The sequence below is a fragment of the Mesorhizobium sp. M2E.F.Ca.ET.219.01.1.1 genome, from assembly GCF_004016445.2.
In the GTDB taxonomy this organism is placed as follows: domain Bacteria; phylum Pseudomonadota; class Alphaproteobacteria; order Rhizobiales; family Rhizobiaceae; genus Mesorhizobium.
Genome location: NZ_SADT02000003.1, coordinates 102,557 through 126,213, shown reverse-complemented (window position 1 = coordinate 126,213; position 23,657 = coordinate 102,557). Strand labels below are relative to the sequence as shown.

Here is a 23,657-nt window from a genome sequence, read left to right as displayed (position 1 = left end):
CGAAACCCCTCAAGCGCTCTTGCGCAGAGCGGGCTGCCGGGCGAAGAGCTCGCGGAAGACCGGGTAAATATCGGCCGGCGCGGCAATGCGCCTCATCTGGAAGTTCGGCCATTTGCCGTCGACGGCGTTGTAGGCGCGCCAGAGCGACGTGCCGTTCTCGGTCGAGCCGAAGATATGGCTTTCCCGCTCGTCGATGATCTCCACATAGGCGAAATACTGGCAAAGCCGCATGAGCTTACGGTCAAGCAGTTCTATGCAGCGCTCGGAGTCGGTGGCGAAGTTGTCACCGTCGGAGGCCTGGGCGGCGTAGATGTTCCATTCGGCGGCCGGATAGCGTTCCTGGATGATGCGATGCATTTCCTCGAGCGCGGTGGAGACGACCGTGCCACCACTTTCGGTGTGATAGAAGAATGTCTGCTCGTCCACCTCCTTGGCCTGGTGGGTGTGGCGAATGAAGACGACCTCGATGCGTTCATAGCGGCGCGTCAGGAAGAGATGCAGCAGCACGAAGAAGCGTTTGGCCAGATCCTTCTCGCGCTCTCCCATCGAACCCGAGACATCCATCAGGCAGAACATGACCGCGTTCGCATTGGGCACGGGCTGGGGATCGAAGCGGTTGAAACGGATGTCGACCGGATCGACATAGGCAATCCGCCTGCGTCGACGCTCGATCCGCTCAAGCTCTTCGCGCAGTGCCGTGATGCGTTCGCGCACAGCGGCGCTTGCCTGCTTCGCTTCCAACTCGGCGATCTGCCGGGCGATTTCGTCCACCTCTGCCTGCTTGGGACGCCTCAGCGCGATGCGCCGCCCGTGGCTGTTGCGCATCGTGCGTCCGACATTGATGTTGGTCGGCGCTCCGCTTGCAGCGAAGCCTGCCCGCCTCGGCTTGAAGCTCAGTATCTGCTTGAGGTTGAGCTTGACCAGATCCGGCAGTTCGAGGTCCTCGAAGAAAAGGTCGAGCACTTCCTCGCGCGACAGCACGAAGCGGAAGTCGTCTTCGGATTCCGTGGTCCCCGGAGCCGATCCGTAACCGCCGCCGCCGCCAGGCTTGTCGATAAGATCGCCAGGGCTGAAAGTCTTGTTGCCGGGCAGGACGTGCTGGCGCCGGCCGCTTTGCCTGTCGTCGCCGAAGCTCGGTTCGTCCGTGCCCTTGCGCGGCATCGGCACGGCGTGTTCGCGGTCGAGATCGGCGATGCCGCCGGTGCGGACCTTGTCGCGGATGCTGCGCTTGAGATCCTCGCGGGCACGCCTGAGGAAGCGCTGGCGATTGCCAAGGCTCTTGTCTTTCGGGTTCAGACGGCGGTCGATGAAGATCGGCATGGCACCGTTCGGGCGTCCCTCAACCCGCCTTGTTCACGCGCATGTACCAGTCGACCAATCGGCGCACCTGCCGCTGGGTATAGCCGCGCTCCACCATGCGCTGCACGAATTCATTGTGCCGCTTCTCCGTGACGCTGTCCTGCTTGGAGCCGAAGCTGATCACCGGCAACAGGTCCTCGACCTGGCCGAACATGCGCTTCTCGATAACCTCGCGAAGCTTTTCATAACTCGTCCAGGAAGGATTGCGGCCATGGTTGCGCGCCCGGGCGCGCAGGGTGAATTTGACCACTTCGTTGCGGAAGTCCTTGGGGTTGGCGATGCCGGCCGGCTTTTCGACCTGCGACAACTCCTTCTCCAGAACCTCGCGGTTGAGGATCTGGCCGGTGTCGGGGTCCTTGTAGTCCTGATCCTCGATCCAGGCATCGGCATAAGCGATGTAGCGGTCGAAGAGGTTCTGGCCGTACTCGCTGTAGGATTCCAGATAGGCCTTCTGGATCTCGTGGCCGATGAACTCGGCATAGCGGCTAGCGAGTTCCGACTTGATGAACTCGAGATAGGCGGCCTCCGTTTCCTTCGGGAATTGCTCGCGCTTGATCGCCTCTTCGAGGATGTACATCAGGTGCACGGGATCGGCAGCCACCTCCTTGGTGTCGTAGTTGAAGGTCTGCGACAGGATCTTGAACGCGAAACGCGTGCTGACGCCGGTCATGCCCTCGTCGACGCCGGCGGCATCGCGATATTCCTGGACCGACTTCGCCTTCGGGTCGATCTCCTTGAGGTTCTCGCCGTCATAGGCGCGCATCTTGGTGTAGAGCGGCGAGTTCTCGTGCTCGGCAAGACGGGTCGAGACGGTGAAGCGGCTGAGGATGTCCAGCACCTCGGGCGCGCAAGGACTGTTCGCCAGCTCGCTTTCGCGCAGCAGCTTCTCGTAGATTTGCCGCTCCTCGGTGATGCGCAGGCAATAGGGAACCTTGACCACGAGGATGCGGTCGAGGAAGGCCTCATTGTTCTTGTTGTTCTTGAACTGCTGCCATTCCGATTCGTTGGAATGGGCGACGACGATGCCCTGATAGGGGAAGGCGCCGAAATTCTCGGTGCCGTTGTAGCTGCCTTCCTGGGTCGCGGTCAGCAACGGATGCAGGACCTTGATCGGCGCCTTGAACATCTCGACGAATTCGAGCAGGCCTTGCGTGGTCCGGTTGAGGCCGCCGCTGTAGGAATAGGCGTCCGGGTCGGACTGGCTGAAATGCTCCAACTGCCTGATGTCGACCTTGCCGACCAGGGCAGAGACGTCCTGGTTGTTCTCGTCGCCGGGCTCGGTCTTGGCGATGGAGATCTGGCGCAGCCGTGACGGCATCAGCTTGACGACGCTGAATTTGGAGATGTCTCCGGACAGTTCGTCGAGGCGTTTGGCTGCCCAGGGCGAGATCAGTCCGTTCAGGCGGCGGCGGGCTATGCCGTATTTATCCTCCAGCAGATCGCCCATCCGGTCGGGATGGAAGAGGCCGAGCGGCGATTCGAAGATCGGGCTGATCTGGTTGCCGACCTTGAGCGTGTAGATGGGCCGCTCCTCCATCAGCTTCTTCAGCCGTTCGGCGAGCGAGGATTTGCCGCCGCCGACCGGGCCTAAGAGATAGAGGATCTGCTTGCGCTCCTCGAGGCCTTGCGAGGCGTAGCGGAAATATCCGGCGATGCGCTCGATCGTATCCTCCATTCCGTAGAAGTCGGAAAAAGAAGGATAGATCTTGATGGTGCGGTTGGAGAAAATGCGGCCGAGCCGCTCGTCCTTGCTGGTATCGACCAGATTCGGCTCGCCGATCGCCTCGACCATGCGTTCGGGCGCCGAGGCGTACATGGATTTGTCCTCGCGGCATGCCAGCAGATATTGCTGGAGGCTGATCTCTTCCTGGGCCGCGTTGGAATAGATCTCCGAAAACAGATCGAAGACGTCGGATTGGTTCTCGCGCATGATGCTTTGCCTCGGAGCCGATAGGCTGCCAATCGGCTCATCGCTTCATCAACCGCCGGAAAGCATTGTGGTTCCCTTCACTTGAAGGAAGTGTGCACAATGCACTCCGGTATTGGCCTTCGGGCCACCCCGATTCGGCCGTAAATGCTCGCCTATGAACATACGTGGTGATTGCCAGCGGACGGTCAAGGAGCGGATTTGGTTTCGCACCGAAAGTTGTCATTTTTGCTTCTTAAAGGAGACGCTTGGCGAGCACCCGTGCCCGCCGGGACACAGCCTGGCCGGAGATGGCGATGATTAATCGACGCAGTTTCATCGTGGCAACCCTGGCGGCGCTGTTGCCGGCGGGGGCGTCAGCCGCCGAGCGTTCGAGCCAGCCGGAACCGCAAACCCTCGACTACGGCCCGGCCAAGCTCGACATCTACGCGCCGGCCGGCGCGAAGAACCTGCCGGTGGTGTTCTTCGTCCATGGCGGCGCCTGGCGGTTCGGCAAGCGCAGCCAGGTCGGCTCAAAGCCGGACTTCCTGCTTGCCAATGGCTTCGTGTTCGTCTCGATCGACTATCGAATGTTGCCGGAAGCGGACGTCGCTACCCAGGCCGGCGATGTCGAAAAGGCCTACGCCTATGTGCGCGCCAACATCGCCCGGCATGGCGGCGATCCGGACCGCATCGTCGGGATGGGCCATTCGGCCGGCTGCCATCTGGTCGCGCTGACGGGCATGCGCGGAGGGTTGCCGGGCGTCGCCGCGCTGATCCTAGACGACACCAGGGCCTATGATCTTGCCGCGCTTTCGAGAAATGGCGGCATGGTGCGCGCCTATGCGCGTGTCTTCTCCGACCCGAAACAATGGGCGGCGCTGTCGCCGTCGAGCTATGTCGACGGCAAAAAACATCCGCCGACCTTCATCGCCTATTCGCGCGCGCCAGGGCGAGGCGAAGAATCAAAGGCTTTCGCGGAACGCCTGCGCGCCACCGGCACCAAGGTCACGCTGTTCGACGGCAGCGCCTATACGCATATGTCGATCAATGGCGATTTCGGCGAGGAAGGTGACGCGCTCACCGCCGCGGCGTTGGCGTTCCTGAAGGCGACGGTGGCCTGACTACCAGCGCGTCTTCTCGCCAGGCGCGGCAGGCTCGATCGCCAGCGCGTGCACGCCTGCCTTCAGTTCGTCGGCAAGCAGTTCGTTGACGGCGCGATGGCGGTCGATACGGCTCATGCCGGCAAAACTTGGCGAGACAATGCGGACGCGGAAATGGGTCTCGCCGGTGCCGTCGAAAGTCGCATGATGGCCGGACTCGACATGGTGATGGCCTGCATGAAGGTGGCTTTCGTTGATGACGGCGAGCCGTTCGGGCGAAAATGCCGCTTTCAGCTTGTCTTCCATCTTGGCCTGTATGGACATCCGGGCTTCCCTTCACCACATTTACGGCACAGCCGCAAATCTTGAATTTCGACCGCTTTTAAGCCGCGATTCAGCGGTTAGGGCGATCATCGGCGAAATGTCAATTCTTGTTTCGCATATGCGAACAGCCCATAAATGGGTGAGATGAAAGCGTATCCCAAATATTTCGAAAAGATCCGGATCCGGCCGGAGAAGGACGCCGAGCTGAAGTCGCGCGCGCCGGTCTGCCAGTGGGACGGCTGCAACGAGGCCGGTACGCACCGGGCGCCGGTCGGACGGCTCAAGGAGGGCGAGTATTTCCGCTTCTGCTTCGACCATGTGCGCGAATACAACAAGGGCTTCAACTATTTCTCCGGCGTGTCGGACAGCGAGATCGCACGCTTCCAGAAGGAGGCGCTGACCGGCCACAGGCCGACCTGGCGCATGGGCGCCAATGGCGGCGGGACGCGCTCGGCGCCGGATTTCGCGCAGCAGCGCTCGGGGCGCGCCGGCTACTACAACCGTATGCGCGATCCGTTCAACCTGTTCGGCTCAGGCGCGCGCGAGCCGCGCGAACGCAAAGCAAAGCCGCTTGAGGCCAAGGCGCTGGAAACGCTTGGCCTTGATACAAAGGCGACTGGTCAGGACATCAAGGCGCGTTATAAGGAACTGGTTAAGCGTCACCATCCGGATGCGAATGGCGGCGACAGAGGTTCGGAAGACCGGTTCCGCGATGTGCTGCAGGCCTATCGCGTGCTCAAGCAAGCAGGATTGTGCTGAGCGGCCCCACGGTCCCAAGTCGTTTTCCAACTTTCATAAGGTTGGAAAAGGCTCTAAGACCGCCCCCGGACAAAATCGATTGCCGGCGAAACGCGGCGTTTCGCCCGTGGAGACGTTGATAGAGATGAACAAGGTCGATCGCGACATCGCCAACCTGCCCGACACGACGGTGTCGGTGAAGGAGAAATTCGGCTTCGACTCCAAGATGGTCGTTCCCGCCTATTCGGCGGCGACCGAGCATGTCCCGGACATCGACCCTGATTATCTGTTCGACAAGGCGACGACATTGGCGATCCTCGCCGGCTTTGCCTATAACCGCCGCGTGATGGTGTCGGGTTATCACGGCACGGGCAAGTCGACGCATATCGAGCAGGTCGCGGCGCGGCTCAACTGGCCCTGCGTGCGCGTCAACCTCGACAGCCATGTCAGCCGTATCGACCTCGTCGGCAAGGACGCCATCGTCGTCAAGGAGGGCCTGCAGGTCACCGAGTTCCGCGACGGCATCCTGCCCTGGGCCTATCAGCACAATGTGGCGCTGTGCTTCGACGAGTATGACGCCGGCCGCCCGGACGTGATGTTCGTCATCCAGCGCGTGCTGGAATCGTCGGGACGGCTCACGCTGCTCGACCAGAGCCGCGTCATCCGCCCGCATCCGGCCTTCCGGCTGTTCGCCACCGCCAACACGGTCGGCCTCGGCGACACCACCGGCCTCTATCACGGCACGCAGCAGATCAACCAGGCCCAGATGGACCGCTGGTCGATCGTCACCACGCTTAACTACCTGCCGCACGACAATGAGGTGAACATCGTGCTGGCCAAGGCCAAGCACTATCGCGACAACAAGGGCAGGGACATCGTCAACAAGATGGTGCGCGTCGCCGACATGACGCGCTCGGCCTTCATCAATGGCGACCTGTCGACCGTGATGAGTCCGCGTACCGTCATCACCTGGGCCGAGAACGCCGAGATCTTCGGCGATATCGGCATGGCGTTCCGGCTGACCTTCCTCAACAAATGCGACGAGCTGGAGCGTTCGGTTGTGGCCGAGTTCTACCAGCGCGCCTTTGGCGAGGATCTGCCGGAGAGCGCCGCCAACGTGGTGCTGGGGTAACAGTTTGGATCGGCGGCTTCAACCGAAGCTGATTGCGGGCATCTCTTTCGCAATCTTGGCTGGTTGTTCTACCGTGACGATAAGGCCCGGAACGGATTCAGAATTTTTTGGAACCCTTGAGGGCGTACGTCTTAAACAGTTAGGCCAATCGCAGAGTTTTTTCGCGCAGGAAATGACTGAGCGTGGAGCATCCTGCGCGGACGCACGCAAGAACGGCAGTACGGTCAGGGTGGTCTGTGTTTATGCAACGTGCTTGAGCGGCAGCGCGGTTTTGTCGGGGTGGCAATTCGACAATCGATCACGGGCTGTTTCGAGTTTAGGCTACCTGAAGTACGGAGAGCCAGGCGAGTCAGCTTGTGACAACAGGAAGCCAGAGCGACTCAAGGATATTCAGCAAGCTGTGGTGACACAGCAGATAGTTGCTGCTGGAGAAGAGGTGCTTTAGTGGCGGGTCCGGGCGACAACACGCGCAACAAGCCGAAGAACGGGTCTGAAGCGGACAGCTTCAAGCGCGCCGTCACCGTCTGCATGCGCGCCGTCGCCGGCGACAAGGATCTCGAGGTCGGCTTCGCCAAGGACCGGCCGGCGCTGGCGGGAAATCGGGCGCGCCTGCCTGAACTGCCCAAGAAAGCGTCGCGCAACGATATCGCGATCACCCGTGGTCTGGGTGACTCGATGGCTCTGAAGCGGGCCTGCCACGATCAGCGCATCCACAACAAGCTGGCGCCGGAAGGCAAGCTGGCGCGGTCCATCTTCGATGCCGTTGAGCAGGCGCGCGTCGAGGCGATCGGCAGCCGCGCCATGCAGGGCGTGGCCGACAATATCGGCTCGATGCTCGAGGACAAATACACCAAGGCGAATCTTGTCGACGTCAGGGACAAGGCCGACGCGCCGCTCGAGGAAGCGATCGCGCTGATCGTGCGCGAAAAACTAACCGGACGCGCAGTGCCGAAGAGCGGCGAGCGGCTGGTCGATCTCTGGCGTCCCTGGGTCGAGGAAAAGGCCCGCGGCGACCTCGAAGGCCTCTCGGCCAAGCTCGAGGACCAGCAGGCCTTTGCCCGCGTCGTGCGCGACATGCTGGTTTCCATGGAGATGGCCGAGGAACTCGGCGACGACCAGGAAACCGACGACTCCGAGGAAAACGAAGAGAACGAGCAGCAGGGCGAGGAACAGAGCGAGGAAGGCGGCGAGGAGGATTCAGGCTCCGAGCAGTCGCAGTCGGAAGACGCCGAAGCCTCCGCCGACGAGGAAGAGTCGGCCGAGACGGAAGCGACGGACGCCACCTCCGACGACCTCTCCGACGAGGACGATTCCGACGCCGAGACGCCTGGCGAGGCCAAGCGCAACGACAACCCGTTCCTCAACCTGCCGAAGGAAATCGACTACAAGGTCTTCACCACCGCCTTCGACGAGACGGTGGGGGCCGAGGACCTTTGCGAGGAAGAGGAGCTCGACCGGCTGCGCGCCTTCCTCGACAAGCAGCTCGCCAACCTGTCCGGCGTCGTCGGAAGGCTCGCCAACCGGCTGCAGCGCCGGCTGATGGCGCAGCAGAACCGCTCCTGGGATTTCGACCTGGAGGAAGGCTATCTCGATCCGGCGCGCCTGGTGCGCGTCGTCATCGATCCGATGCAGCCGCTGTCCTTCAAGCAGGAGCGCGACACCAAGTTCCGCGACACGGTGGTGTCGCTGGTGCTCGACAATTCGGGCTCCATGCGCGGCCGGCCGATCACGGTCGCCGCGACCTGCGCCGACATCCTGGCGCGCACGCTGGAGCGCTGCGGCGTTTCGGTCGAGATCCTCGGCTTCACCACCCGCGCCTGGAAAGGTGGGCAGGCGCGCGAGAAATGGCTGAAGGACGGCAAGCCGCCCAATCCCGGCCGGCTCAACGACCTGCGCCACATCATCTACAAGTCCGCCGACCATCCATGGCGTCGCGCGCGGCGCAATCTCGGGCTGATGATGCGCGAGGGTCTGCTCAAGGAGAACATCGACGGCGAGGCGCTGCTTTGGGCGCATAACCGGCTGATCGGCCGGCCCGAGCAGCGCAAGATCCTGATGATGATCTCGGACGGCGCGCCGGTCGACGATTCGACGCTCTCGGTCAATCCGGGCAACTATCTGGAGCGGCACCTGCGGGCGGTCATCGAGCTGATCGAGACGCGCTCGCCGGTGGAACTGCTCGCCATCGGCATCGGCCACGACGTCACCCGCTACTACCGCCGCGCCGTCACCATCGTCGACGCCGAGGAACTGGCCGGGGCCATGACCGAGCAGCTCGCCTCGCTGTTTGGCGAGGAAAGCGCGCGCGACACCCGCCGCGGCGGGCTGCGGCGCGTCGGATGATCTTTTCGGGGCGGCGCGCGCGGCGGACGCTCTTCGCCTGCGTGCTGACCTGCGCTTCGCCGGCCATTGCCGCCCAAAGAGCTTCCGTCGAGACCGTCGAGATCTCGGCGCGGCCGATCAGCCAGTTCCATGTCGGCCACGACGAGACGCGGTTCGGGCCGTTCGAATTCGTCGGCGGGCTGGAGATGACCTCGCCGGCGCGCGATTTCGGCGCGCTGTCGGCGTTTCGCTTCTTGAAGCCGGGCAGCGACTTCATCGGGGTCGCCGACACCGGCTTCTGGTTCTTCGGCACGATCGCGCATGACGCCGGCAAGCGCCCCTCTGGCGTGACGAATTTCCGCATGCAGCAGATGGTCGACGCTTCGGGCCGGCCGATCGGCAGGAAGTGGGAGGTCGATGCGGAAGGTCTCGCGGTCAAGGACGGCGTCGCCACCGTCGGCTTCGAGCGCGACCAGCGCGTCGCCCAGTTCAAGATCGATCCCGACAATATGAAAGCGCCGGTCAAGCAGCTCGACTATCTGGTTCCTGCGAGGGAACTGCGTCAGAACCGCGGCTTCGAGACCGTCACCCACGCCAACCCCTACGGGCAGCATGCGGGCGGGCTGGTCGTGGTCTCGGAAAGGAGCCTCGACGAGGCGGGCAATGTCTACGCCGCCATTATCGAAGGGCCGCACAAAGGCGTCTTCACCATCAAGCGGAACGGCGATTTCGACATCACCGACGGTGCCTTCCTGCCGGACGGCGACCTGCTCCTGCTTGAGCGGAGTTTTTCCATCGCGCGCGGGGTGAAGATGCGGCTGCGGCGCATCTATGGTGAAAGCGTCGAGAAGGGCGCGGTCGCCGACGGGCCGGTGCTGATGGAAGCCGACACGGGCTACCAGATCGACAATATGGAAGGGCTCGACGTCTGGACGCGCGACGACGGCGCGCTGATGGTGTCGCTGATCTCCGACGACAACCATTCGATCCTCCAGCGCAACCTCTATCTGGAATTCAGCGTGCACGAGGATTGACCTTCGTCGGAACTGCCGGCGGTAAGCGCCGGCAGGGGAAGGTCACCGGCCGACGTGGCGGACTTCGTTCATCAGGAAATTGGCGGCGCGCTTGCTGCGGTTGCGGATCTTGAGCGTCGCGGTGTTGTCGACGAAATAGGTGTGAAGGATGCTGTCGCGGGTGCGGACTTCGGGTCCGACGATGTCGACCGCGTGCCAGGTGTCGGTGCCGACCGCAAAGGCGTAGCCCGTGTTCGGCGAAAACGACATCCGGTGTGAATTCTCGAAACCGCCGCCGCCCGGCTTGCGCTGGGCGAAGCGCGTGCCGATGTGGTTGATGCTTTCATCCTCCGGCAGGTAGAACTGTACCGTGATGCCCTTCCATTTCGTGTCGGTGTGGAATTTGATCTGGTAGCCCGGCACGTCGCGCGTCAGCATCGGCACCGGATACATGCCGACCTTCATGAAGTCCGAGCCGAACCGGCGCTCCAGGCCGGGGGCAAGGCGGCGCATGAATGCCTCCTTCAGTTCCGGCGCATGCAACGCCTTGCCGACCAAGGCCCAGACGGCTCGTTTCTCAGCCGGCAGATGGCGGATATATTCGGGGTAGAGGTCGATCTTGACCCGCGTCGCGGTCCCGTCGGCCTTGATGTTCACATTGTTGCGGCCCTTGAGCGCGCGATATTCGCGCGCCTCGGGCATGGCCGCGCGCATGCGCAGATAAAGGTCCGACGGGAAGACATCGGTCATTTCCAGGTGCCAGAACGGCATGTCCACAAACCTGGCGCGGTTCACGGCCTCCACCATGTGGGAGACAATATGCTGCAGCGTTTGTGTGGCTGATGCTGGCGCCGCCGCGCCGTCTATGACCGACATGGATGTTCTTTCCCCAACTGAAACCCCGAATCCAAATTCCCTGCTCACATATATCGCTGCTCGGGCGAAATGCTAACCAAAGCACAGGCTGGATTGCAATGATCCACCGGACTGATCTTAATCGCGGTTTGCCGCCTCACAAAGTGAAGATGGTTCAGCACAAGAGTAGTGCGGTGCAAAGCGTGATGCCGACGATGCGGATATGGCTCCAGGCCGATATTCAACGAACCTTATAGATCTCGATCGGCTTGCCCGCGGTCGAGGAGTCCAGCTCGAGCCAATCCGGCACGTCGCCCCGCAGCAGTGTCGCGGCAAGGCCCTTGGGTGCGTCCAAGCCCAGCGATATCTCTTCCGTGTTGCCGCGACAGATCGCGATCAATCCCACTTGCTCGCGCTGGATGACCGCGCGGGCTATCTCCGGCGTCCCCATGAAAGCGTCGAGCATGGCGAGGTTGCCGCCGACATTGCGGTGGTAAGGGCCGGCCAGCGCCCGGTGTCCGGTGAACATCAATATCCCCGAACCGAGATTGGACGAGGCAAGCACCGTCGTTGCCGGCAAGGCGGCCAGATCGTGGAAGTCGGCCGGCTTGCCGCAGGTCACGGCATGGTCGGGATCGGAATTCACCCGCTGCGGCGCCTTCTGGACCACGGACTGCGCCGCCACCGCGACCCCGGCCCAGGTCGCATTGAGCGAGACCAGCCACGCCATGACAATGCCGGTGGAAAGCCGCCAAGAGGGCGCGGCGTCCGCCCGCACTCGGATTTTCGCGATCCAGGCCGAGAGCGGCAGCACGGCGAAAGCGACGGAGAAGGTCGAGCCGCGCACCTGCCAGAGGCTGACGCCGAAGGCGACGACAAGCAGGATGGCGGCTAGCATCTCCTCGCGGCGCAGGCGACGGCTTCGCAGCTGAAAGCCGATCAGCAGCATGGCGATGAAGGGCGTCACATAGCGCGCCGCCATCAGCTTGGGCTGGTGGATGGCGACGCTCCAGAAGGGCTGCGCTTCGACCACGTCGGCCAGCCAATAGGTGCGGATGCGTTCGTCCATGCCCGCATAGGGCGATGCCAGGCATTGCGGGAAGAACACGATCGCCACGGTCGCGACTACCGCCGCGAGCGCCAGCATCGAGACAAGCCTGGCCCGCGCCGTCGACGCAGTCAACGCGCCGGCGATCGCGAGGCCGAAACCGGAAAGCGCGGCAACCGCGAACTGGAAGGACGAGAAGGCGTCGCACTGGGCCACACCCCAGTCGGACGGCCGGATGGTCGCCACGAACACCACGAAGGCGACGCCGGCAAATCCAAGGCCGAAGCCGCGCGCCGGGAGCCGCTCCTTATCGTCGAGGATGAACAAGACCGCGGCGCAGACGCCGAGCGCCGCCACATAGGGAGCGGTCTCCATGCCGACAGCCAGCGTCAGGCCGGCGCAAATGCCCGAAAGAAGGGCAGCAGGGCGCCAGGAGGGCGCTTCCATCAGAAGCCAGAGGCCGGCCGCCGTCAAAAGCAGCTGGACATTGTGGTGATCGATCACGCCCGGGCTGTAGATCACCAGATAGAACAGCGCCGCCGTCGACAGAATGAGCGAGGGCATCGCGACGTTGACGCCGGCGAAGCGCCGCGAGGCGCGCATGAGCACGAATATGGTCAGTCCATAGAGCGCGGTCGGCCAGATGATCTGCGCGGCGCGTTCGGCGGTGGCGGTGCTGGCGCCGAGCGCATCGAGGGCCATGATAAGCAATGCGAGCGGCGCATCCACCAGCCGCGACCAGTGTATGACGAAGCCGCCCGCCGTGCCCATCCTGTACTGATGGAGATCGAACCAGCTTTGGCCGCCGAGCAGGTCGCGGACCTCGACCAGCCGCAGCATGCTGTCATTGTCGGCGCCGTAATCGCGAAGGGTCTGGAAACCGGAGACGGCGTTGATCGTCAGCACCACCAGCGTGGCGCACAACGCGAGCAGGAGATCATTTTTCCAACCGGTGCCTGGCACGGTCATGCTGGTTGCAATGCCCTGGAAAGTTTTCGCGATCCTGCATCATCGGCCGTAACAAAGCGTAAAGCCGCCGTGCCGATCCTGTCGGCTCAAGGCCCCTTGGCCGCGATCCAGATCACATGGCGGGCGCCGCGCTTGCCGTGGGCGCGCGTGCCGATCTCCTCGACCGCGAAGCCCGCCTGCTTCAGCCGCCGGGTGAAACCGGCGTCCGGTCCCTGCGACCAGACCGCCAGCACGCCGCCGGGCTTCAATGCGGCACGCGCGGCCGCGAGGCCGGCCGCGTCATAGAGCGTATCATTGCCCTTGTAGACGATGCCCTCGGGACCATTGTCGACGTCGAGCAGGATGGCGTCCCAAGCGGCTTTCTGCGCCCTTATCAACTGACCGACATCAGCCTCGCGAATGCTGACGCGAGGATCGTCGAGGCAGCCGCCGAAGATTCCCGACATCGGGCCGCGCGCCCAGGCGACGACCGCGGGGACAAGCTCCGCGACTGTGACGGTGGCGTCCTTCTCGAGTGCGGCGAGGGCGGCGCGCAAGGTGAAACCCATGCCCAGCCCGCCGATGAGGATCCCCGGCTGCTTGCGGCCGGCGATCCGCTCGCAGGAAAGCCTGGCGAGCGCCTCCTCCGAGCCGCTGAGGCGGCTGTTCATCAGCTCGTTGGTGCCGAGCATGATCGAAAATTCAGTGCCGCGCTGCTTCAGGCGCAGTTCCTGGCCGCCATCGGGCGTACGGGCGGAATCAAGCTGGACCCAGGGGATCATGCTTTCTCTTTTTGTTCGAGCATGATCTTTTCCAAAAACCGGGCTCCCTTTTTGGGATCATGCTCTCTCTTTTTGTTTGGAGCATGATCTTTTCCAAAAACCGGATCCCACTTTTTTTTTGGGGATCATGCTCCGAGCGCGACCGCCGGCTGGCTCCAGCGCGCGGCGAGCAGCCGGTAGGGGATCAGCGCCACGACAGCGATGATCAGCTTGACCGAAAGGTCGCCAAGCGCCCAGGAGACCCAGCGCATCGTCTCGACCGGCAGTACGCCCATCAGCGGCGCGGACTCCAGCGCGAAGCTGTCGTTGGGGCCGGCAAAGGCGAAGGCGGCGGAAAAGGCGACGCCGAAGAAGACGATCGTGTCGAACACCGAGCCGACCAGCGTGCCGACGATCGGCGCGCGCCACCAGCTCTGCCGGCGCAGCCGGTTGAAGACGGTGACGTCGAGCAATTGCGCGGCGAGGAAGGCGGCACCGGAAGCGGCCGCGATGCGCACCAGCCGGTCGGCGGCGGTCTCGAACCCGATCAGGCCATGACGGAACAGGAAGGGCGGGACCAGGATCGAGCAGGTCACCGCGGTCATGAAGCCGACGAATACCACCTTGCGCGCCACGGCAGGGCCGTAGCGGCGGTTGGCAAGGTCGGTGACCAGGAACGAGAAAGGATAGGTGAAGGCGCCCCAGGTGAGCAGGTCGGCCAGCGACAGGTTGCCGACCTGGCCCTGCATCGGGAACTGCACAAGGATGTTCGACGCCACGACGACAAGCGCCATGGCGGCCACGAAGGGCAGGTATCGCGTCAGGAAATTCATTTTTTTATCCTGGGTAATGGAACCAGCCGAGCGTCGTGCCGACGCTCGCTCTTATTCGGACAACGGATATGGCCGGTGCCCGAGGCGGTCGTCCCTCGCCCGAAAGCTGCTTTAAGCGGCGGACTGCTCGGCAAGCTTCTTGGCGATCTGCTTCTTCAGCAGACGAGCGCGCTGCGACAGTTCCTTGACGTCGGCCTTGACCAGGAAGGCGTCGAGGCCGCCGCGATGCTCGACCGAACGCAGCGCGTTGGCCGAAATGCGCAGCCGAACGTTCTGGTTCAGCGCTTCGGAAATCAGCGTCACATTGACCAGGTTCGGCAGGAAGCGACGCTTGGTCTTATTGTTGGCGTGGCTCACATTGTTGCCGGTCTGAACTGCCTTGGCAGTGAGTTCGCAGGTGCGGGACATCTTGACTAACCTTCAGTTTCTAAACCTGCCAAACCATTCTGCGCGCGCCAGGCGGCGCGCGGTCTCGGTCAGGCGGCCTTTGGAAAAGTTGGCGTTCCATAGTGGCATTTCACCACTGCGTCAAGCTCCGGCACGTGGCCTGCGGAGCGGCGCGCTCCATATAAAGGCCGGATTTCGTATTATAAGCCCTTCGCGAAGGGATATGCCAGGCTGGAGCCTTAGCGTTTCGGCCGAACTGCCAGGGATTCGCCAGCCGCCATGCTCCGTCCTGCTCATGCACTTGCCAGCCTGCTTGCCCTTGCCGTGCCGGCAACCAGTTTCGCCGCCCCCTCGCCGCAATCCTTCAAGGGCGAATACACGGTCTCGTTTCTCGGGCTTTCGATCGCCAGGGCGACTTTCTCCAGCCGCTACGAGGGCAATACCTACGCCATCGACGGCACCGTCTCGGCCGCCGGGCTCGGCAGGCTGTTCGACGACACCAAAGGCACGATTTCGTCGAAAGGCACCATTTCCGACAAGCGTATGACGCCGCAGGTGTTCAGGGCCGATTATACGTCCGGCAAGAAGGCCTCGATGGTCGACATCCGCTTCAGCAACGGGTCGGTCACCTCCACGCAAGTCGTTCCCGCGCCGGGCAAGCGCGATCCGAAGAGCTGGGTGCCGATCGGCGACGGAGACCTGAAATCGGTGCTCGATCCGATGGCCGCGACGGTCATCCATGCCGACAGTCTGGACAAGGTCTGCGGACGCACGGTCAAGTTCTACGATGGCGAAATGCGCGCCGACTTGAGCTTGACCTATGCCTCCAAGGGCTCGATCTCGGTGCCGGGCTACAAGGGCGACACGGTGACCTGCAAGATGGGCTTCGAGCCGGTGGCAGGCTACCGCAAGGGCCGCAAGGCGCTGAACTTCCTCCAGAACAGGAGCCGCATGCTGGTGACGTTTGCGCCGGTTGGCCAATCCGGCGTATATGCGCCGATCCGCGCCACGGTCGGCACCCAGATCGGTCCGTTGACCATCAGCGCTAGACGGTTCGAAGCGGTAAATTAGGTCAGGCGCCGCCACGCGCCGGCGGGGGAGATATGGGGCGCGCAACACTGATCGGTTTTTCGGCGGTCGCCATGTGGGCGCTGCTGGCGCTGCTCACCGACGCATCGGGCCAAGTGCCGCCGTTCCTGCTGTCGGCCATCACCTTCGCCATCGGCACATGCGTCGGGCTGGCGGCGCGGCTGGTGATGCCGGCCGCCGACAGAAACCAGAAGATCCCGCCACAGGTCTGGGTGATCGGCATAGCCGGGCTGTTCGGCTACCATTTCTTCTACTTCACGGCGCTGCGCAACGCACCGGCTGTCGAGGCGAGCCTCATCGCCTATCTGTGGCCGCTGCTGATCGTGCTGGGTTCCGCGCTGATGCCGGGCGAGCGGCTGGCCTGGAACCATGTCGTGGGCGCTCTGCTCGGCCTTGCCGGGACCTTCCTGATCGTCACCAAGGGCGGCGGGCTGGCTTTCGATGCGCGCTATGCCTTCGGCTACGCGATGGCCGCCGTCTGCGCGCTTTTGTGGTCGTCCTACTCGCTCTTGTCGCGGCGCTTCCCCTCGGTGCCGACCTCCATCGTCACCTGGTTCTGCGCGGCGACGTCGGTGCTTTCGCTGGCCTGTCATCTTCTGCTTGAGAAAACGGTGCTGCCGGAGGGTCCTGGACAGTGGCTGGCCGTCATCGGGCTCGGCCTGATGCCGGTTGGCGCGGCCTTCTACGCCTGGGATATCGGCGTCAAGCGCGGCAACATCCAGGTGCTGGGCGCCGCGAGCTACGCCGCGCCGCTGTTGTCGACGCTGGTGCTGATCGCTGCCGGCGTCGCCGAGCCGTCGCTGCGCATCCTCGCGGCCTGCGTGCTCATCACCGGGGGTGCTGCGCTGGCCGCGAAGTCGCTGCTGATGCGCAAGCCGGCGGCCGAAGAGGCGAACGCATGATGCCGTTTCCGGGCGGCATCGAGGCCAACGCCAACGCGACGCTTCTGTTCTCGTTCACCGCGGCCGTGATCTACGCCTTTGCGCTCGACATGCCGCCGAAATGGACGCGCACGGCGGCAAAGACGCTTGCCGTCGCCTTGCTGGCCGTGCTTGCCGTCATGCAGGGCGGTCCGCTGCTGCTTGTCGCGGCGCTGGGCCTGAGCGCCATCGGCGACGCCTTCCTGTCGCGCGACGGCGAAAAAGCCTTTCTCGGCGGGCTGGCGAGCTTCCTCGCCGGCCACGTCGCCTATGTCGCCCTGTTCGCGCGGTCAGGCGGCGGACTCGGCCTTTTGAACGCCGAATCCTGGCGGGGTGCGATCGCGCTCGCCATGGCCGCATTCAGCATCGTCATGCTTGCCGCGCTCTGGCGCCGCGTCGGTCCGCAACTGCGCATTCCGATCGCCGTCTATGTCGCGGCGATCCTCGCCATGGGCATTTCGGCGCTCACCACCGGCAGCGCATGGGTCATCGCCGGCGCGGTGCTGTTCATCGCCTCGGACGGGTTGCTGGCGACCGAGCGCTTCCTGCTCGCGGCGATCTCGCCGCAGCGCCTTTGGATGCGCTACACGGTCTGGGTGCTGTATTATGCGGCCCAGCTGGCCATCACGCTCGGATTTCTAATCAGCTAGAGCGTTTCACTGTTTTTCGGAAACAGTGAAACGCTCCAGCTCTTTGTTTTGTCGCAATTCCGGACGGAAAACCGCTCACACTTTTCCTGGAATTGCTCTAGCCGATCCTCGGCTGCCAGCCCGGCTCGGCCAGCTCGAAAGCGGCGAAGTCGAAGCCCGGCGCCACGGTGCAGCCGACCAGCGTCCATTCGCCAAGGCTGCGCGCCGACTGCCACCAGCCGGCCGGTACGACGAGCTGCGGCCGCTCGCCGGCGGCAAGGGCCGTGCCCAGCACCTGCTCGATCACGCTGTCGGTGCCTTCTTCATGCATCGACAGCGCCAGCGGCGCACCGGCATAGTAATGCCAGACCTCGGCCGCGTCCTTCACCCGATGCCATGCCGAAAGCTGGCCTTGCTCGAGCAGGAAGTAGATCGCGGTCGAATGACCGCGCGGACCGCCCGCGGCGTCGCGAAACGTCTCGGCATACCAGCCGCCCTCGGGGTGCGGCTCGAGGCCAAGCGTTGCGATGATCTCGGCGGCGCTGGTGGTCATTCGCATTCTTTGCCTTGACGCATGTCGTTATCCCAGAACCGCTGCACATTTTTGGGCGACGTGGATCAAAAATTATCCTTGCGCTTGCGGATCTCGGCAAACACCTCGGCGTCGCTGGCTTTCTCCATGCCGAGGTGCTTGCGGATCGCCGGGTCGTGCCAGCGCAGGAACTGGTTGGTGGACAATTCGTCGCCGATGGTCGTCGGCAGCGTCGGCTTGCTGTCGGCGCGCAGCGCCTCGATCCTGGCTGCGCGTTGCCTCAGTAGCGGGTTGCCCGGATCGACCGTTACCGCGAAGCGGGCGTTGGCCAGAGTGTATTCGTGGCCGCAATAGATGGCGGTTTCCGCCGGCAGCGCCGCCAGCTTCTTCAGCGATTCATACATCACCGGCGGCTTGCATTCGAACAGGCGGCCGCAACCCAGCGCGAACAAAGTGTCGGCGGTGAACGCCACCTTCGAGGCCGGCAGGTGGTAGGAGACATGGCCGGCGGTGTGGCCGGGGGTCTCGATGACGTCGATCCGTTCATCGCCAAGGCGCACGACCGAGCCTTGGCTGACCGTCTCATCGATGCCGGGGATCTTTGCCTTTTCGGCTTCCGGGCCGACGATGCGCAATTTGAAGCGCTCCTTCAGCGCCAGATTGGCTTCGACATGGTCGGCATGATGGTGCGTGGTGAGAATCAATGTCGGCGTCCAGCCGGTGCGCTTGATCGCCGCCAGGATCGGCGCTTCTTCCGGCGCGTCGATGATCGCCGTCTCGCCGCTTTTCGGATCGTGGACCAGCACGCCGAAATTGTCGGTGCGGCACATGAACTGCTCGATCTCGACCGCCATCGGCATCTTTTCTCCGTTATTGCCGCAGACATAGGGCGACTGGCCGCCGATGTCATCCGGGTTTATCGAACTTGGCGCGTTTATCGAATTTGGCGCCTTTGTTGAACTTGGCATTTATCGCGGCTACCGTCCCGCGCATGCATTCGGACATCGTCGACCTGCGCTCCTTCTACTCGTCCACGCTCGGCCGCCTCGCCGAGCATTCGATCACCATGGCGCTGTCGTCCATTTGGACGACCGTACCCAACGAGCGGCTGGTCGGCCTCGGCTACACGCTGCCCTGGCTGGAACGCTTCGGCACCGATGCCGAGCGCGTTTTCGCGTTCATGCCGGCAACGCAAGGCGCGGTGGTCTGGCCAGCGTCGGGGCCCACGGCGACGGCGCTGGTCTTCGACGAGGAACTGCCGCTGGTCGATTCCTGCATCGATCGCGTTCTCATGGTGCATTCGCTCGAGCACGCCGAAAATCCGCGCGAGACGCTGAACGAAATCTGGCGCGTGCTGTCGCCGGCGGGCAGAGTTGTCATCGTCGTGCCCAACCGGCGTGGTGTGTGGGCGCGCCTCGAGCACACGCCCTTCGGCAACGGCCGGCCGTTCTCGCGCGGCCAGCTGACCGAGTTGCTGCGCGAGGCGAACTTCACCCCGGCGACGTGGAGCGACGCGCTGTTCTTCCCGCCGTCGCCGCGGCGTTTCATGATGCGGTTCCACAATGTGCTGGAGCGGGCCGGCCGTCGCTTCTGGCCGATCTTTTCGGGCGTCATCGTCGTCGAGGCGCAGAAACGGCTCTACCAGGGCGTGCCGGTCGCCCAGCGCGCCTCACGCCGTGTCTTCGTGCCGGTCTTCTCGCCACAGGGCGCGACGAGGCTCGGACGCAAGGCGACGGACGCCACCGCCCGACGGGTGACGCGTTCGTGATCGGGACCGCGCCTTGCATCGCGCGGCGATCGTTACCCTATCTGAGGCATGCTCGATCTGAGCACGCTCGTTTGGCGCGGCGTTCATGACCGCCGCGGGAATCAGGAATACCCTTTATGGACGACCAGACCAATAAAAAGCCGGCGGCGCAAAAAGCCACTGTCTCGGTCGAGGCAAGCAGCCTCGCCGACCAGGTGGCGACGATCAGGCAGGGGCTCAAGTCCTCACCGGTGCGCCGGCAGCTTGCCTGGGTCTCGATTGGGATCGTCGCGGTCATCGTCGCAACGTCGATCGGCCAGGTTCTGCTCAACCGCTGGAACCAGCCCTTCTACGATGCGCTGGCGCGGCGCGACATGGCGGACTTCCTGGACCAGCTTCTCGTCTTCGCGATGATCGCCGGCGGGCTTCTGGTGCTCAATATCGGCCAGACCTGGCTCAACCAGATGATCCGTCTGCGGTTGCGCGAGGCGCTGACGCTCGACCTCATCGATCAATGGATGCGTCCGGCGCGAGCCTTCCGGCTGGCCAATGCCGGCGCCATCGGCGTCAATCCCGACCAGCGCATGCAGCAGGACGCCGCCCATTTGTCGGACCTGTCGACCGATCTCGGCGTCGGCCTGTTGCAGTCCTTCATCCTGCTCGTCTCCTTCATCGGGGTGCTGTGGGAGCTGTCCTCGGGCTTCGTCTTCCACATCGGCGGCTATTCATTGGCGATACCGGGCTACATGGTGTGGGCGGCGTTCCTCTACGCCGGCATAGCCTCCTGGCTAAGCTGGCTGGTCGGGCGTCCGCTGATCAGCCTCAACAGCGAGCGCTATACCCGCGAAGCGGAGCTGCGCTCCTCGATGGTAAGGGTCAACGAGAATGTCGACGCCATCGCGCTCTACCATGGCGAGCCCGATGCCCGGCGCCGGCTCGAGCTTGACCTGGGCACGGTGCTGGTCGCCATGCGGCGCATCTTTACCGCGCAGATCAATCTGTCCTGGGTGACCGACACCTATGGCTGGATAACGGTGGTTGCGCCCATCCTGGTGGCTTCGCCGGTCTATTTTTCCGGGGACATCTCGTTCGGCGGGCTGATGATGGCGGTCGGCGCCTTCAACCAGGTCCATTCGTCGCTGCGCTGGTTCATCAACAATATCGGCAGCATCGCCGACTGGCGCGCGACGCTGATGCGCGTGGCGGACTTCCGCATCGCGCTTACCGAAACCGACGCGCTGCATGGTACCGAAAAACGCATCCAGTTCGGTGAAAACGCCAATGGCCTACTGACGTTCGACAAGCTTCAGGTGTCTTCGCCGGAAGGCTGCACCAAGCTTGCCGAGGCGGAGGTCGAAATCCATGCCGGCGAGCGCGTCATGATCACCGGCGAGCCGGGCGCCGGCAAGACATTGTTCTTCCGCGCCATTGCCGGCCTGTGGCCATGGGGGAGCGGGCGGATCGGCTTGCCGGCCGGCGAGGCTCCGATCTTTGTGCCGCGCGTGCCGTATTTCCCGGCAGGCCCCTTGCGCGAGGTTCTCGATCATCCGTACGGGAAGGACCCAGCCAGCGATGCCGAAATAGCGGCGGTGCTTGCCGAGGTTGGTCTTGATCGGCTGTCTGTCGATCTGGACCATCCCGGGCGATGGGAGCGCGAGCTCAGCGATGACGAACAGCGGGCGCTGGCCTTTGCCAGGCTGGCCTTGCGCAAACCGAACTGGGTGATCATCGACGAAGCCCTGGATGCGTTCGACGGCCCCTCGCTGCGGCGGGTGCTGGCGATGATGGAAAAGCGCCTGCCGGGGACCGCCATCCTCAACATCGGACGCGGCCTGCACAACACCCAGTTCTTCCCGCGCGCGCTGAGCATCGTGAAGGATACCGGGGCTCAGGCCTTGAAGCCGGCCCGCGTCCGCGCCGGAGCAATCGAGCCACCACCCATTCTTGCCCGCCGCAAGAAGAAGTAGCTTTATTTTCGCCGCGATCGCCGGGAAGATTCGCTGGGTCGTCCGAGGCTGCCATGCTTGCGAAACTTGGCCTGCTTGCCTGCCTTGCCTGCGCCGCGGCGGTGCCGATGCCAGCGCCAGACGACGGCTCGGCGATGGATGTCGAACTCGTGCTTGCCGTCGACATCTCACAGTCGATGGATGAGGAGGAGTTCGCGCTGCAGCGCGCCGGCTATGTCGAGGCGCTGCGCCATCCCGACTTCATCAATGCCGTGCGCTCGGGTCGAAATGGCCGCATCGCGCTCGCTTATTTCGAATGGGCGGGCGTGGTGCGCGACGACGGGGTCATCGCCTGGCAGATCATCGATGGGGAGGCCAGCGCCAACGCTTTTGCCGACAGGCTAGAAGCGCGGCCGTTCCGCAGCTTCCGCGGCACCTCGATTTCAAGCGCCCTCGGCTTCGGCGCCGGGCTCCTGGAGAGAACCGGCTTTTCGGCGCCGCGCCGCGTCATCGACATATCGGGCGACGGACCCAACAATATCGGGCTGCCCGTCGCCGAGATCCGCGATGCCACCATCGCCAAGGGTATCGTCATCAACGGCCTGCCCATACTCATCAGGCCGTCGCCGAGCGTCAGCCGCCTCGACCGCTATTACGCCGACTGCGTGACCGGAGGTGCCGGTTCCTTCGTGCTGCCAATCTACGCGGCGTCCGAGTTCTCGACAGCCATCCGCCGTAAACTCATCCAGGAGGTGAGCGGCCTCACCGACGCCAGGCCTATGCACATCGACGATACGGCACCCGTCGATTGCCTGCTGGGCGAGCGCCTTCGGCGGCGGTTCTCAGATCCCTATTTTCCGGAACTCGACAGATAGTGCGTTTCACCGTTTCACGGAAACGGTTAAACGCACTATCTCCTTGTTTTTACGCAATTCCGGACGGAAAACCGCTCACACTTTTCCTGGAATTGCTCTAGCAGTCCGTCTCAAGCCGCCCGGGCGCCGTATTTGGCGCGGAACTCGTCATAGCAGTCGCGGCGCCAGCGCCGGCCGACGACATAACCACGCAGCAGTTGCGGCAGCGAATAGCCGAGCGCCTTGGACGATCGATTGGCGAGATACCCGGAAAATGCTTGGTGCAGCCGGCCCCTCAAGATATCGGCGATGATCTGGCGCGCGATCATATAAGGCGGAACATCGGGATAGCGGTCGGCGATATAGGGGTGCTTGTCGATCAGATTGGCATAGGCCTCGACATAGCCGTCGTGGCGGCCGGAGATCGAATTCTCCGAATTGTACTTCTTCCAGTCGATGTCCTCGGACAGCAGAGCACCGCCGCGCTGGGCAAAGCGCAGCAGCAATTCGCGGTCCTGCATGCGCGTGATGTCGCTATCGTAGCCGCCGATCGCGAGCAGCGATTCGTGCCTGGCGGTGATAGCCGAGCCGGCAATGAAGATGGTCTGCGAGACCAGGGCGCGCTGCAGCTTGCTCTTGTCGAGAAAGGCGCCGCGATTGATGCATTTGGTGCTGCGGCTCCCCTTCAGCGACAGGAACGAACTGATCAGCACCTCCAGCGAAGGATTCTCGTCGAAGTGCGCCAGCGTCCGCTCCAGCCGGTCCGGCAGATAGACATCGTCCGAATCGAGGAAAGTCACCACCGGCGCCCGGGCGCGCTCAATACCCGCGTTGCGCGCGGCATTGGCGCCGCGCCATTTGGCGCCGACATAGATGAGCCTGGGATCGCGGATTTCAGCAAGCGCGGCGGCTGTTCCGTCCGTCGACCCATCGTCGACCACAATGTGCTCGAAGCGGGTAAGCGTCTGCGCCAGAACGCTTTCCACCGCGCGCACGACCTGGCTGCGCCGATTGTGCGTCGGCGTGATCACTGTAATCAGCGGAACGTCTTCGCTCGACATCGGGCTGCCACTGCCGGTCGGTTCTGATGTTTGTCGGATGGGTCTGACGACTATGTTCTTGTCCCACCTCTGAGTTGTGGCCGACGCTACAAAAAAGCCATCTTTCTGTCACGTCGCGCTCACCACGGAACGCCGATATTGGCGGCTTTT

General features: G+C 63.5%; 22 protein-coding genes. 11 read left to right on the top strand and 11 right to left on the bottom strand.

Annotated features, from left to right (window positions below):
* Positions 1 to 9: 9 nt before the first annotated feature.
* Together EN862_RS17835 and EN862_RS17830 are read right to left on the bottom strand one after the other, a co-directional pair.
* Positions 10 to 1,320 (bottom strand): YeaH/YhbH family protein, encoded by a 1,311-nt coding sequence (locus EN862_RS17835; RefSeq protein WP_127865736.1) that lies wholly within the window; start codon positions 1,318 to 1,320, stop codon positions 10 to 12.
* 19 nt (positions 1,321 to 1,339) lie between these two features.
* Positions 1,340 to 3,289 carry a PrkA family serine protein kinase gene (locus EN862_RS17830; RefSeq protein WP_127865737.1) on the bottom strand — a complete coding sequence of 650 codons (1,950 nt, stop codon included), beginning with the start codon at positions 3,287 to 3,289 and terminating at the stop codon, positions 1,340 to 1,342.
* A gap of 293 nt (positions 3,290 to 3,582) precedes the next feature.
* On the opposite strand from EN862_RS17830, the gene EN862_RS17825 reads away from it, so the two are divergent.
* Positions 3,583 to 4,389 (top strand): alpha/beta hydrolase, encoded by an 807-nt coding sequence (locus EN862_RS17825; RefSeq protein WP_127865738.1) that lies wholly within the window; start codon positions 3,583 to 3,585, stop codon positions 4,387 to 4,389.
* On the opposite strand, the gene EN862_RS17820 is transcribed toward EN862_RS17825, so the two are convergent.
* On the bottom strand, positions 4,390 to 4,692 hold the full coding sequence (locus EN862_RS17820; protein WP_127865739.1) for a BolA family protein: 303 nt from the start codon (positions 4,690 to 4,692) through the stop codon (positions 4,390 to 4,392).
* A 135-nt stretch (positions 4,693 to 4,827) separates the two neighbouring features.
* Between EN862_RS17820 and EN862_RS17815 the strand changes: the two genes are divergently transcribed.
* The 4 genes from EN862_RS17815 to EN862_RS17800 all read left to right on the top strand — a co-directional run bounded on the left by EN862_RS17815 (position 4,828) and on the right by EN862_RS17800 (position 9,918).
* Positions 4,828 to 5,451 (top strand): J domain-containing protein, encoded by a 624-nt coding sequence (locus EN862_RS17815; protein ID WP_042643766.1) that lies wholly within the window; start codon positions 4,828 to 4,830, stop codon positions 5,449 to 5,451.
* A 124-nt stretch (positions 5,452 to 5,575) separates the two neighbouring features.
* Positions 5,576 to 6,562, top strand: a complete 987-nt coding sequence (gene cobS, locus EN862_RS17810; RefSeq protein WP_042643850.1) for a cobaltochelatase subunit CobS — start codon at positions 5,576 to 5,578, stop codon at positions 6,560 to 6,562.
* Between the two features lie 444 nt (positions 6,563 to 7,006).
* Positions 7,007 to 8,905 (top strand): cobaltochelatase subunit CobT, encoded by a 1,899-nt coding sequence (cobT, locus tag EN862_RS17805; RefSeq protein ID WP_127865740.1) that lies wholly within the window; start codon positions 7,007 to 7,009, stop codon positions 8,903 to 8,905.
* Complete coding sequence (locus EN862_RS17800; RefSeq protein WP_127865741.1) at positions 8,902 to 9,918, top strand: esterase-like activity of phytase family protein; 1,017 nt, start codon at positions 8,902 to 8,904, stop codon at positions 9,916 to 9,918. The genes cobT and EN862_RS17800 overlap by 4 nt, the downstream gene beginning before the upstream one ends.
* Positions 9,919 to 9,960: 42 nt before the next feature.
* On the opposite strand, the gene EN862_RS17795 is transcribed toward EN862_RS17800, so the two are convergent.
* From EN862_RS17795 to rpmB, 5 genes are all read right to left on the bottom strand, one after another.
* Positions 9,961 to 10,773 carry a hypothetical protein gene (locus EN862_RS17795; RefSeq protein WP_127865742.1) on the bottom strand — a complete coding sequence of 271 codons (813 nt, stop codon included), beginning with the start codon at positions 10,771 to 10,773 and terminating at the stop codon, positions 9,961 to 9,963.
* Between the two features lie 220 nt (positions 10,774 to 10,993).
* Positions 10,994 to 12,769 carry a GtrA family protein gene (locus EN862_RS17790; RefSeq protein ID WP_127865743.1) on the bottom strand — a complete coding sequence of 592 codons (1,776 nt, stop codon included), beginning with the start codon at positions 12,767 to 12,769 and terminating at the stop codon, positions 10,994 to 10,996.
* An 86-nt stretch (positions 12,770 to 12,855) separates the two neighbouring features.
* Complete coding sequence (locus tag EN862_RS17785) at positions 12,856 to 13,530, bottom strand: hypothetical protein (RefSeq protein WP_127865744.1); 675 nt, start codon at positions 13,528 to 13,530, stop codon at positions 12,856 to 12,858.
* 125 nt (positions 13,531 to 13,655) lie between these two features.
* A complete protein-coding gene (locus tag EN862_RS17780) occupies positions 13,656 to 14,342 on the bottom strand; it encodes a queuosine precursor transporter (RefSeq protein WP_127865745.1) in 687 nt (228 codons plus the stop codon).
* Positions 14,343 to 14,453: 111 nt separating this feature from the next.
* Entirely contained in the window at positions 14,454 to 14,750 is a 297-nt protein-coding gene (gene rpmB, locus EN862_RS17775; RefSeq protein WP_040989302.1) for a 50S ribosomal protein L28, read from the bottom strand.
* Positions 14,751 to 15,008: 258 nt separating this feature from the next.
* Here rpmB and EN862_RS17770 point away from each other — a divergent pair, with 258 nt between their 5' ends.
* The 3 genes from EN862_RS17770 to EN862_RS17760 are packed head-to-tail and all read left to right on the top strand — an operon-like array spanning position 15,009 to position 17,388.
* A complete protein-coding gene (locus EN862_RS17770) occupies positions 15,009 to 15,800 on the top strand; it encodes a DUF3108 domain-containing protein (protein WP_127865746.1) in 792 nt (263 codons plus the stop codon).
* A 32-nt stretch (positions 15,801 to 15,832) separates the two neighbouring features.
* Positions 15,833 to 16,720, top strand: a complete 888-nt coding sequence (locus EN862_RS17765) for an EamA family transporter (protein ID WP_127865747.1) — start codon at positions 15,833 to 15,835, stop codon at positions 16,718 to 16,720.
* The gene (locus tag EN862_RS17760) at positions 16,717 to 17,388 is read left to right on the top strand and encodes a lysoplasmalogenase family protein (protein ID WP_127865748.1); all 672 of its coding nucleotides are present in this window, start codon (positions 16,717 to 16,719) and stop codon (positions 17,386 to 17,388) included. Before EN862_RS17765 ends, EN862_RS17760 begins: the two co-directional genes overlap by 4 nt.
* Before the next feature lie 97 nt (positions 17,389 to 17,485).
* Here the strand turns inward: EN862_RS17760 and EN862_RS17755 are convergent, their stop codons facing one another.
* Together EN862_RS17755 and gloB are read right to left on the bottom strand one after the other, a co-directional pair.
* Positions 17,486 to 17,920, bottom strand: a complete 435-nt coding sequence (locus tag EN862_RS17755; RefSeq protein ID WP_127865749.1) for a cupin domain-containing protein — start codon at positions 17,918 to 17,920, stop codon at positions 17,486 to 17,488.
* A 65-nt stretch (positions 17,921 to 17,985) separates the two neighbouring features.
* Entirely contained in the window at positions 17,986 to 18,753 is a 768-nt protein-coding gene (gloB, locus tag EN862_RS17750) for a hydroxyacylglutathione hydrolase (RefSeq protein WP_127865851.1), read from the bottom strand.
* A gap of 137 nt (positions 18,754 to 18,890) precedes the next feature.
* On the opposite strand from gloB, the gene EN862_RS17745 reads away from it, so the two are divergent.
* From EN862_RS17745 to EN862_RS17735, 3 genes are all read left to right on the top strand, one after another.
* A complete protein-coding gene (locus EN862_RS17745; protein WP_127865852.1) occupies positions 18,891 to 19,667 on the top strand; it encodes a methyltransferase domain-containing protein in 777 nt (258 codons plus the stop codon).
* A 116-nt stretch (positions 19,668 to 19,783) separates the two neighbouring features.
* The gene (locus EN862_RS17740; RefSeq protein ID WP_127865750.1) at positions 19,784 to 21,613 is read left to right on the top strand and encodes an ABC transporter ATP-binding protein/permease; all 1,830 of its coding nucleotides are present in this window, start codon (positions 19,784 to 19,786) and stop codon (positions 21,611 to 21,613) included.
* 53 nt (positions 21,614 to 21,666) lie between these two features.
* Positions 21,667 to 22,467, top strand: a complete 801-nt coding sequence (locus EN862_RS17735; protein WP_127865751.1) for a DUF1194 domain-containing protein — start codon at positions 21,667 to 21,669, stop codon at positions 22,465 to 22,467.
* A 110-nt stretch (positions 22,468 to 22,577) separates the two neighbouring features.
* Here EN862_RS17735 and EN862_RS17730 read toward each other — a convergent pair whose 3' ends face one another.
* On the bottom strand, positions 22,578 to 23,507 hold the full coding sequence (locus EN862_RS17730) for a glycosyltransferase family A protein (protein ID WP_127865752.1): 930 nt from the start codon (positions 23,505 to 23,507) through the stop codon (positions 22,578 to 22,580).
* Positions 23,508 to 23,657 lie beyond the last annotated feature (150 nt).

Excerpts from the sequence above, each read along its gene's own strand:
- EN862_RS17795 (WP_127865742.1), bottom strand. The coding sequence starts at position 10,773 with ATGTCGGTCATAGACGGCGCGGCGGCGCCAGCATCAGCCACACAAACG.
- gloB (WP_127865851.1), bottom strand. The coding sequence starts at position 18,753 with ATGGCGGTCGAGATCGAGCAGTTCATGTGCCGCACCGACAATTTCGGC.
- EN862_RS17765 (WP_127865747.1), top strand. The coding sequence starts at position 15,833 with ATGGGGCGCGCAACACTGATCGGTTTTTCGGCGGTCGCCATGTGGGCG.
- EN862_RS17780 (WP_127865745.1), bottom strand. The coding sequence starts at position 14,342 with ATGAATTTCCTGACGCGATACCTGCCCTTCGTGGCCGCCATGGCGCTT.
- EN862_RS17755 (WP_127865749.1), bottom strand. The coding sequence starts at position 17,920 with ATGACCACCAGCGCCGCCGAGATCATCGCAACGCTTGGCCTCGAGCCG.
- cobS (WP_042643850.1), top strand. The coding sequence starts at position 5,576 with ATGAACAAGGTCGATCGCGACATCGCCAACCTGCCCGACACGACGGTG.
- EN862_RS17800 (WP_127865741.1), top strand. The coding sequence starts at position 8,902 with ATGATCTTTTCGGGGCGGCGCGCGCGGCGGACGCTCTTCGCCTGCGTG.
- EN862_RS17835 (WP_127865736.1), bottom strand. The coding sequence starts at position 1,320 with ATGCCGATCTTCATCGACCGCCGTCTGAACCCGAAAGACAAGAGCCTT.
- EN862_RS17790 (WP_127865743.1), bottom strand. The coding sequence starts at position 12,769 with ATGACCGTGCCAGGCACCGGTTGGAAAAATGATCTCCTGCTCGCGTTG.
- EN862_RS17745 (WP_127865852.1), top strand. The coding sequence starts at position 18,891 with ATGCATTCGGACATCGTCGACCTGCGCTCCTTCTACTCGTCCACGCTC.
- EN862_RS17785 (WP_127865744.1), bottom strand. The coding sequence starts at position 13,530 with ATGATCCCCTGGGTCCAGCTTGATTCCGCCCGTACGCCCGATGGCGGC.
- EN862_RS17770 (WP_127865746.1), top strand. The coding sequence starts at position 15,009 with ATGCTCCGTCCTGCTCATGCACTTGCCAGCCTGCTTGCCCTTGCCGTG.
- EN862_RS17820 (WP_127865739.1), bottom strand. The coding sequence starts at position 4,692 with ATGTCCATACAGGCCAAGATGGAAGACAAGCTGAAAGCGGCATTTTCG.
- EN862_RS17730 (WP_127865752.1), bottom strand. The coding sequence starts at position 23,507 with ATGTCGAGCGAAGACGTTCCGCTGATTACAGTGATCACGCCGACGCAC.
- EN862_RS17825 (WP_127865738.1), top strand. The coding sequence starts at position 3,583 with ATGATTAATCGACGCAGTTTCATCGTGGCAACCCTGGCGGCGCTGTTG.
- EN862_RS17830 (WP_127865737.1), bottom strand. The coding sequence starts at position 3,289 with ATGCGCGAGAACCAATCCGACGTCTTCGATCTGTTTTCGGAGATCTAT.
- EN862_RS17760 (WP_127865748.1), top strand. The coding sequence starts at position 16,717 with ATGATGCCGTTTCCGGGCGGCATCGAGGCCAACGCCAACGCGACGCTT.
- EN862_RS17815 (WP_042643766.1), top strand. The coding sequence starts at position 4,828 with ATGGGTGAGATGAAAGCGTATCCCAAATATTTCGAAAAGATCCGGATC.
- EN862_RS17735 (WP_127865751.1), top strand. The coding sequence starts at position 21,667 with ATGCTTGCGAAACTTGGCCTGCTTGCCTGCCTTGCCTGCGCCGCGGCG.
- EN862_RS17740 (WP_127865750.1), top strand. The coding sequence starts at position 19,784 with ATGGACGACCAGACCAATAAAAAGCCGGCGGCGCAAAAAGCCACTGTC.
- rpmB (WP_040989302.1), bottom strand. The coding sequence starts at position 14,750 with ATGTCCCGCACCTGCGAACTCACTGCCAAGGCAGTTCAGACCGGCAAC.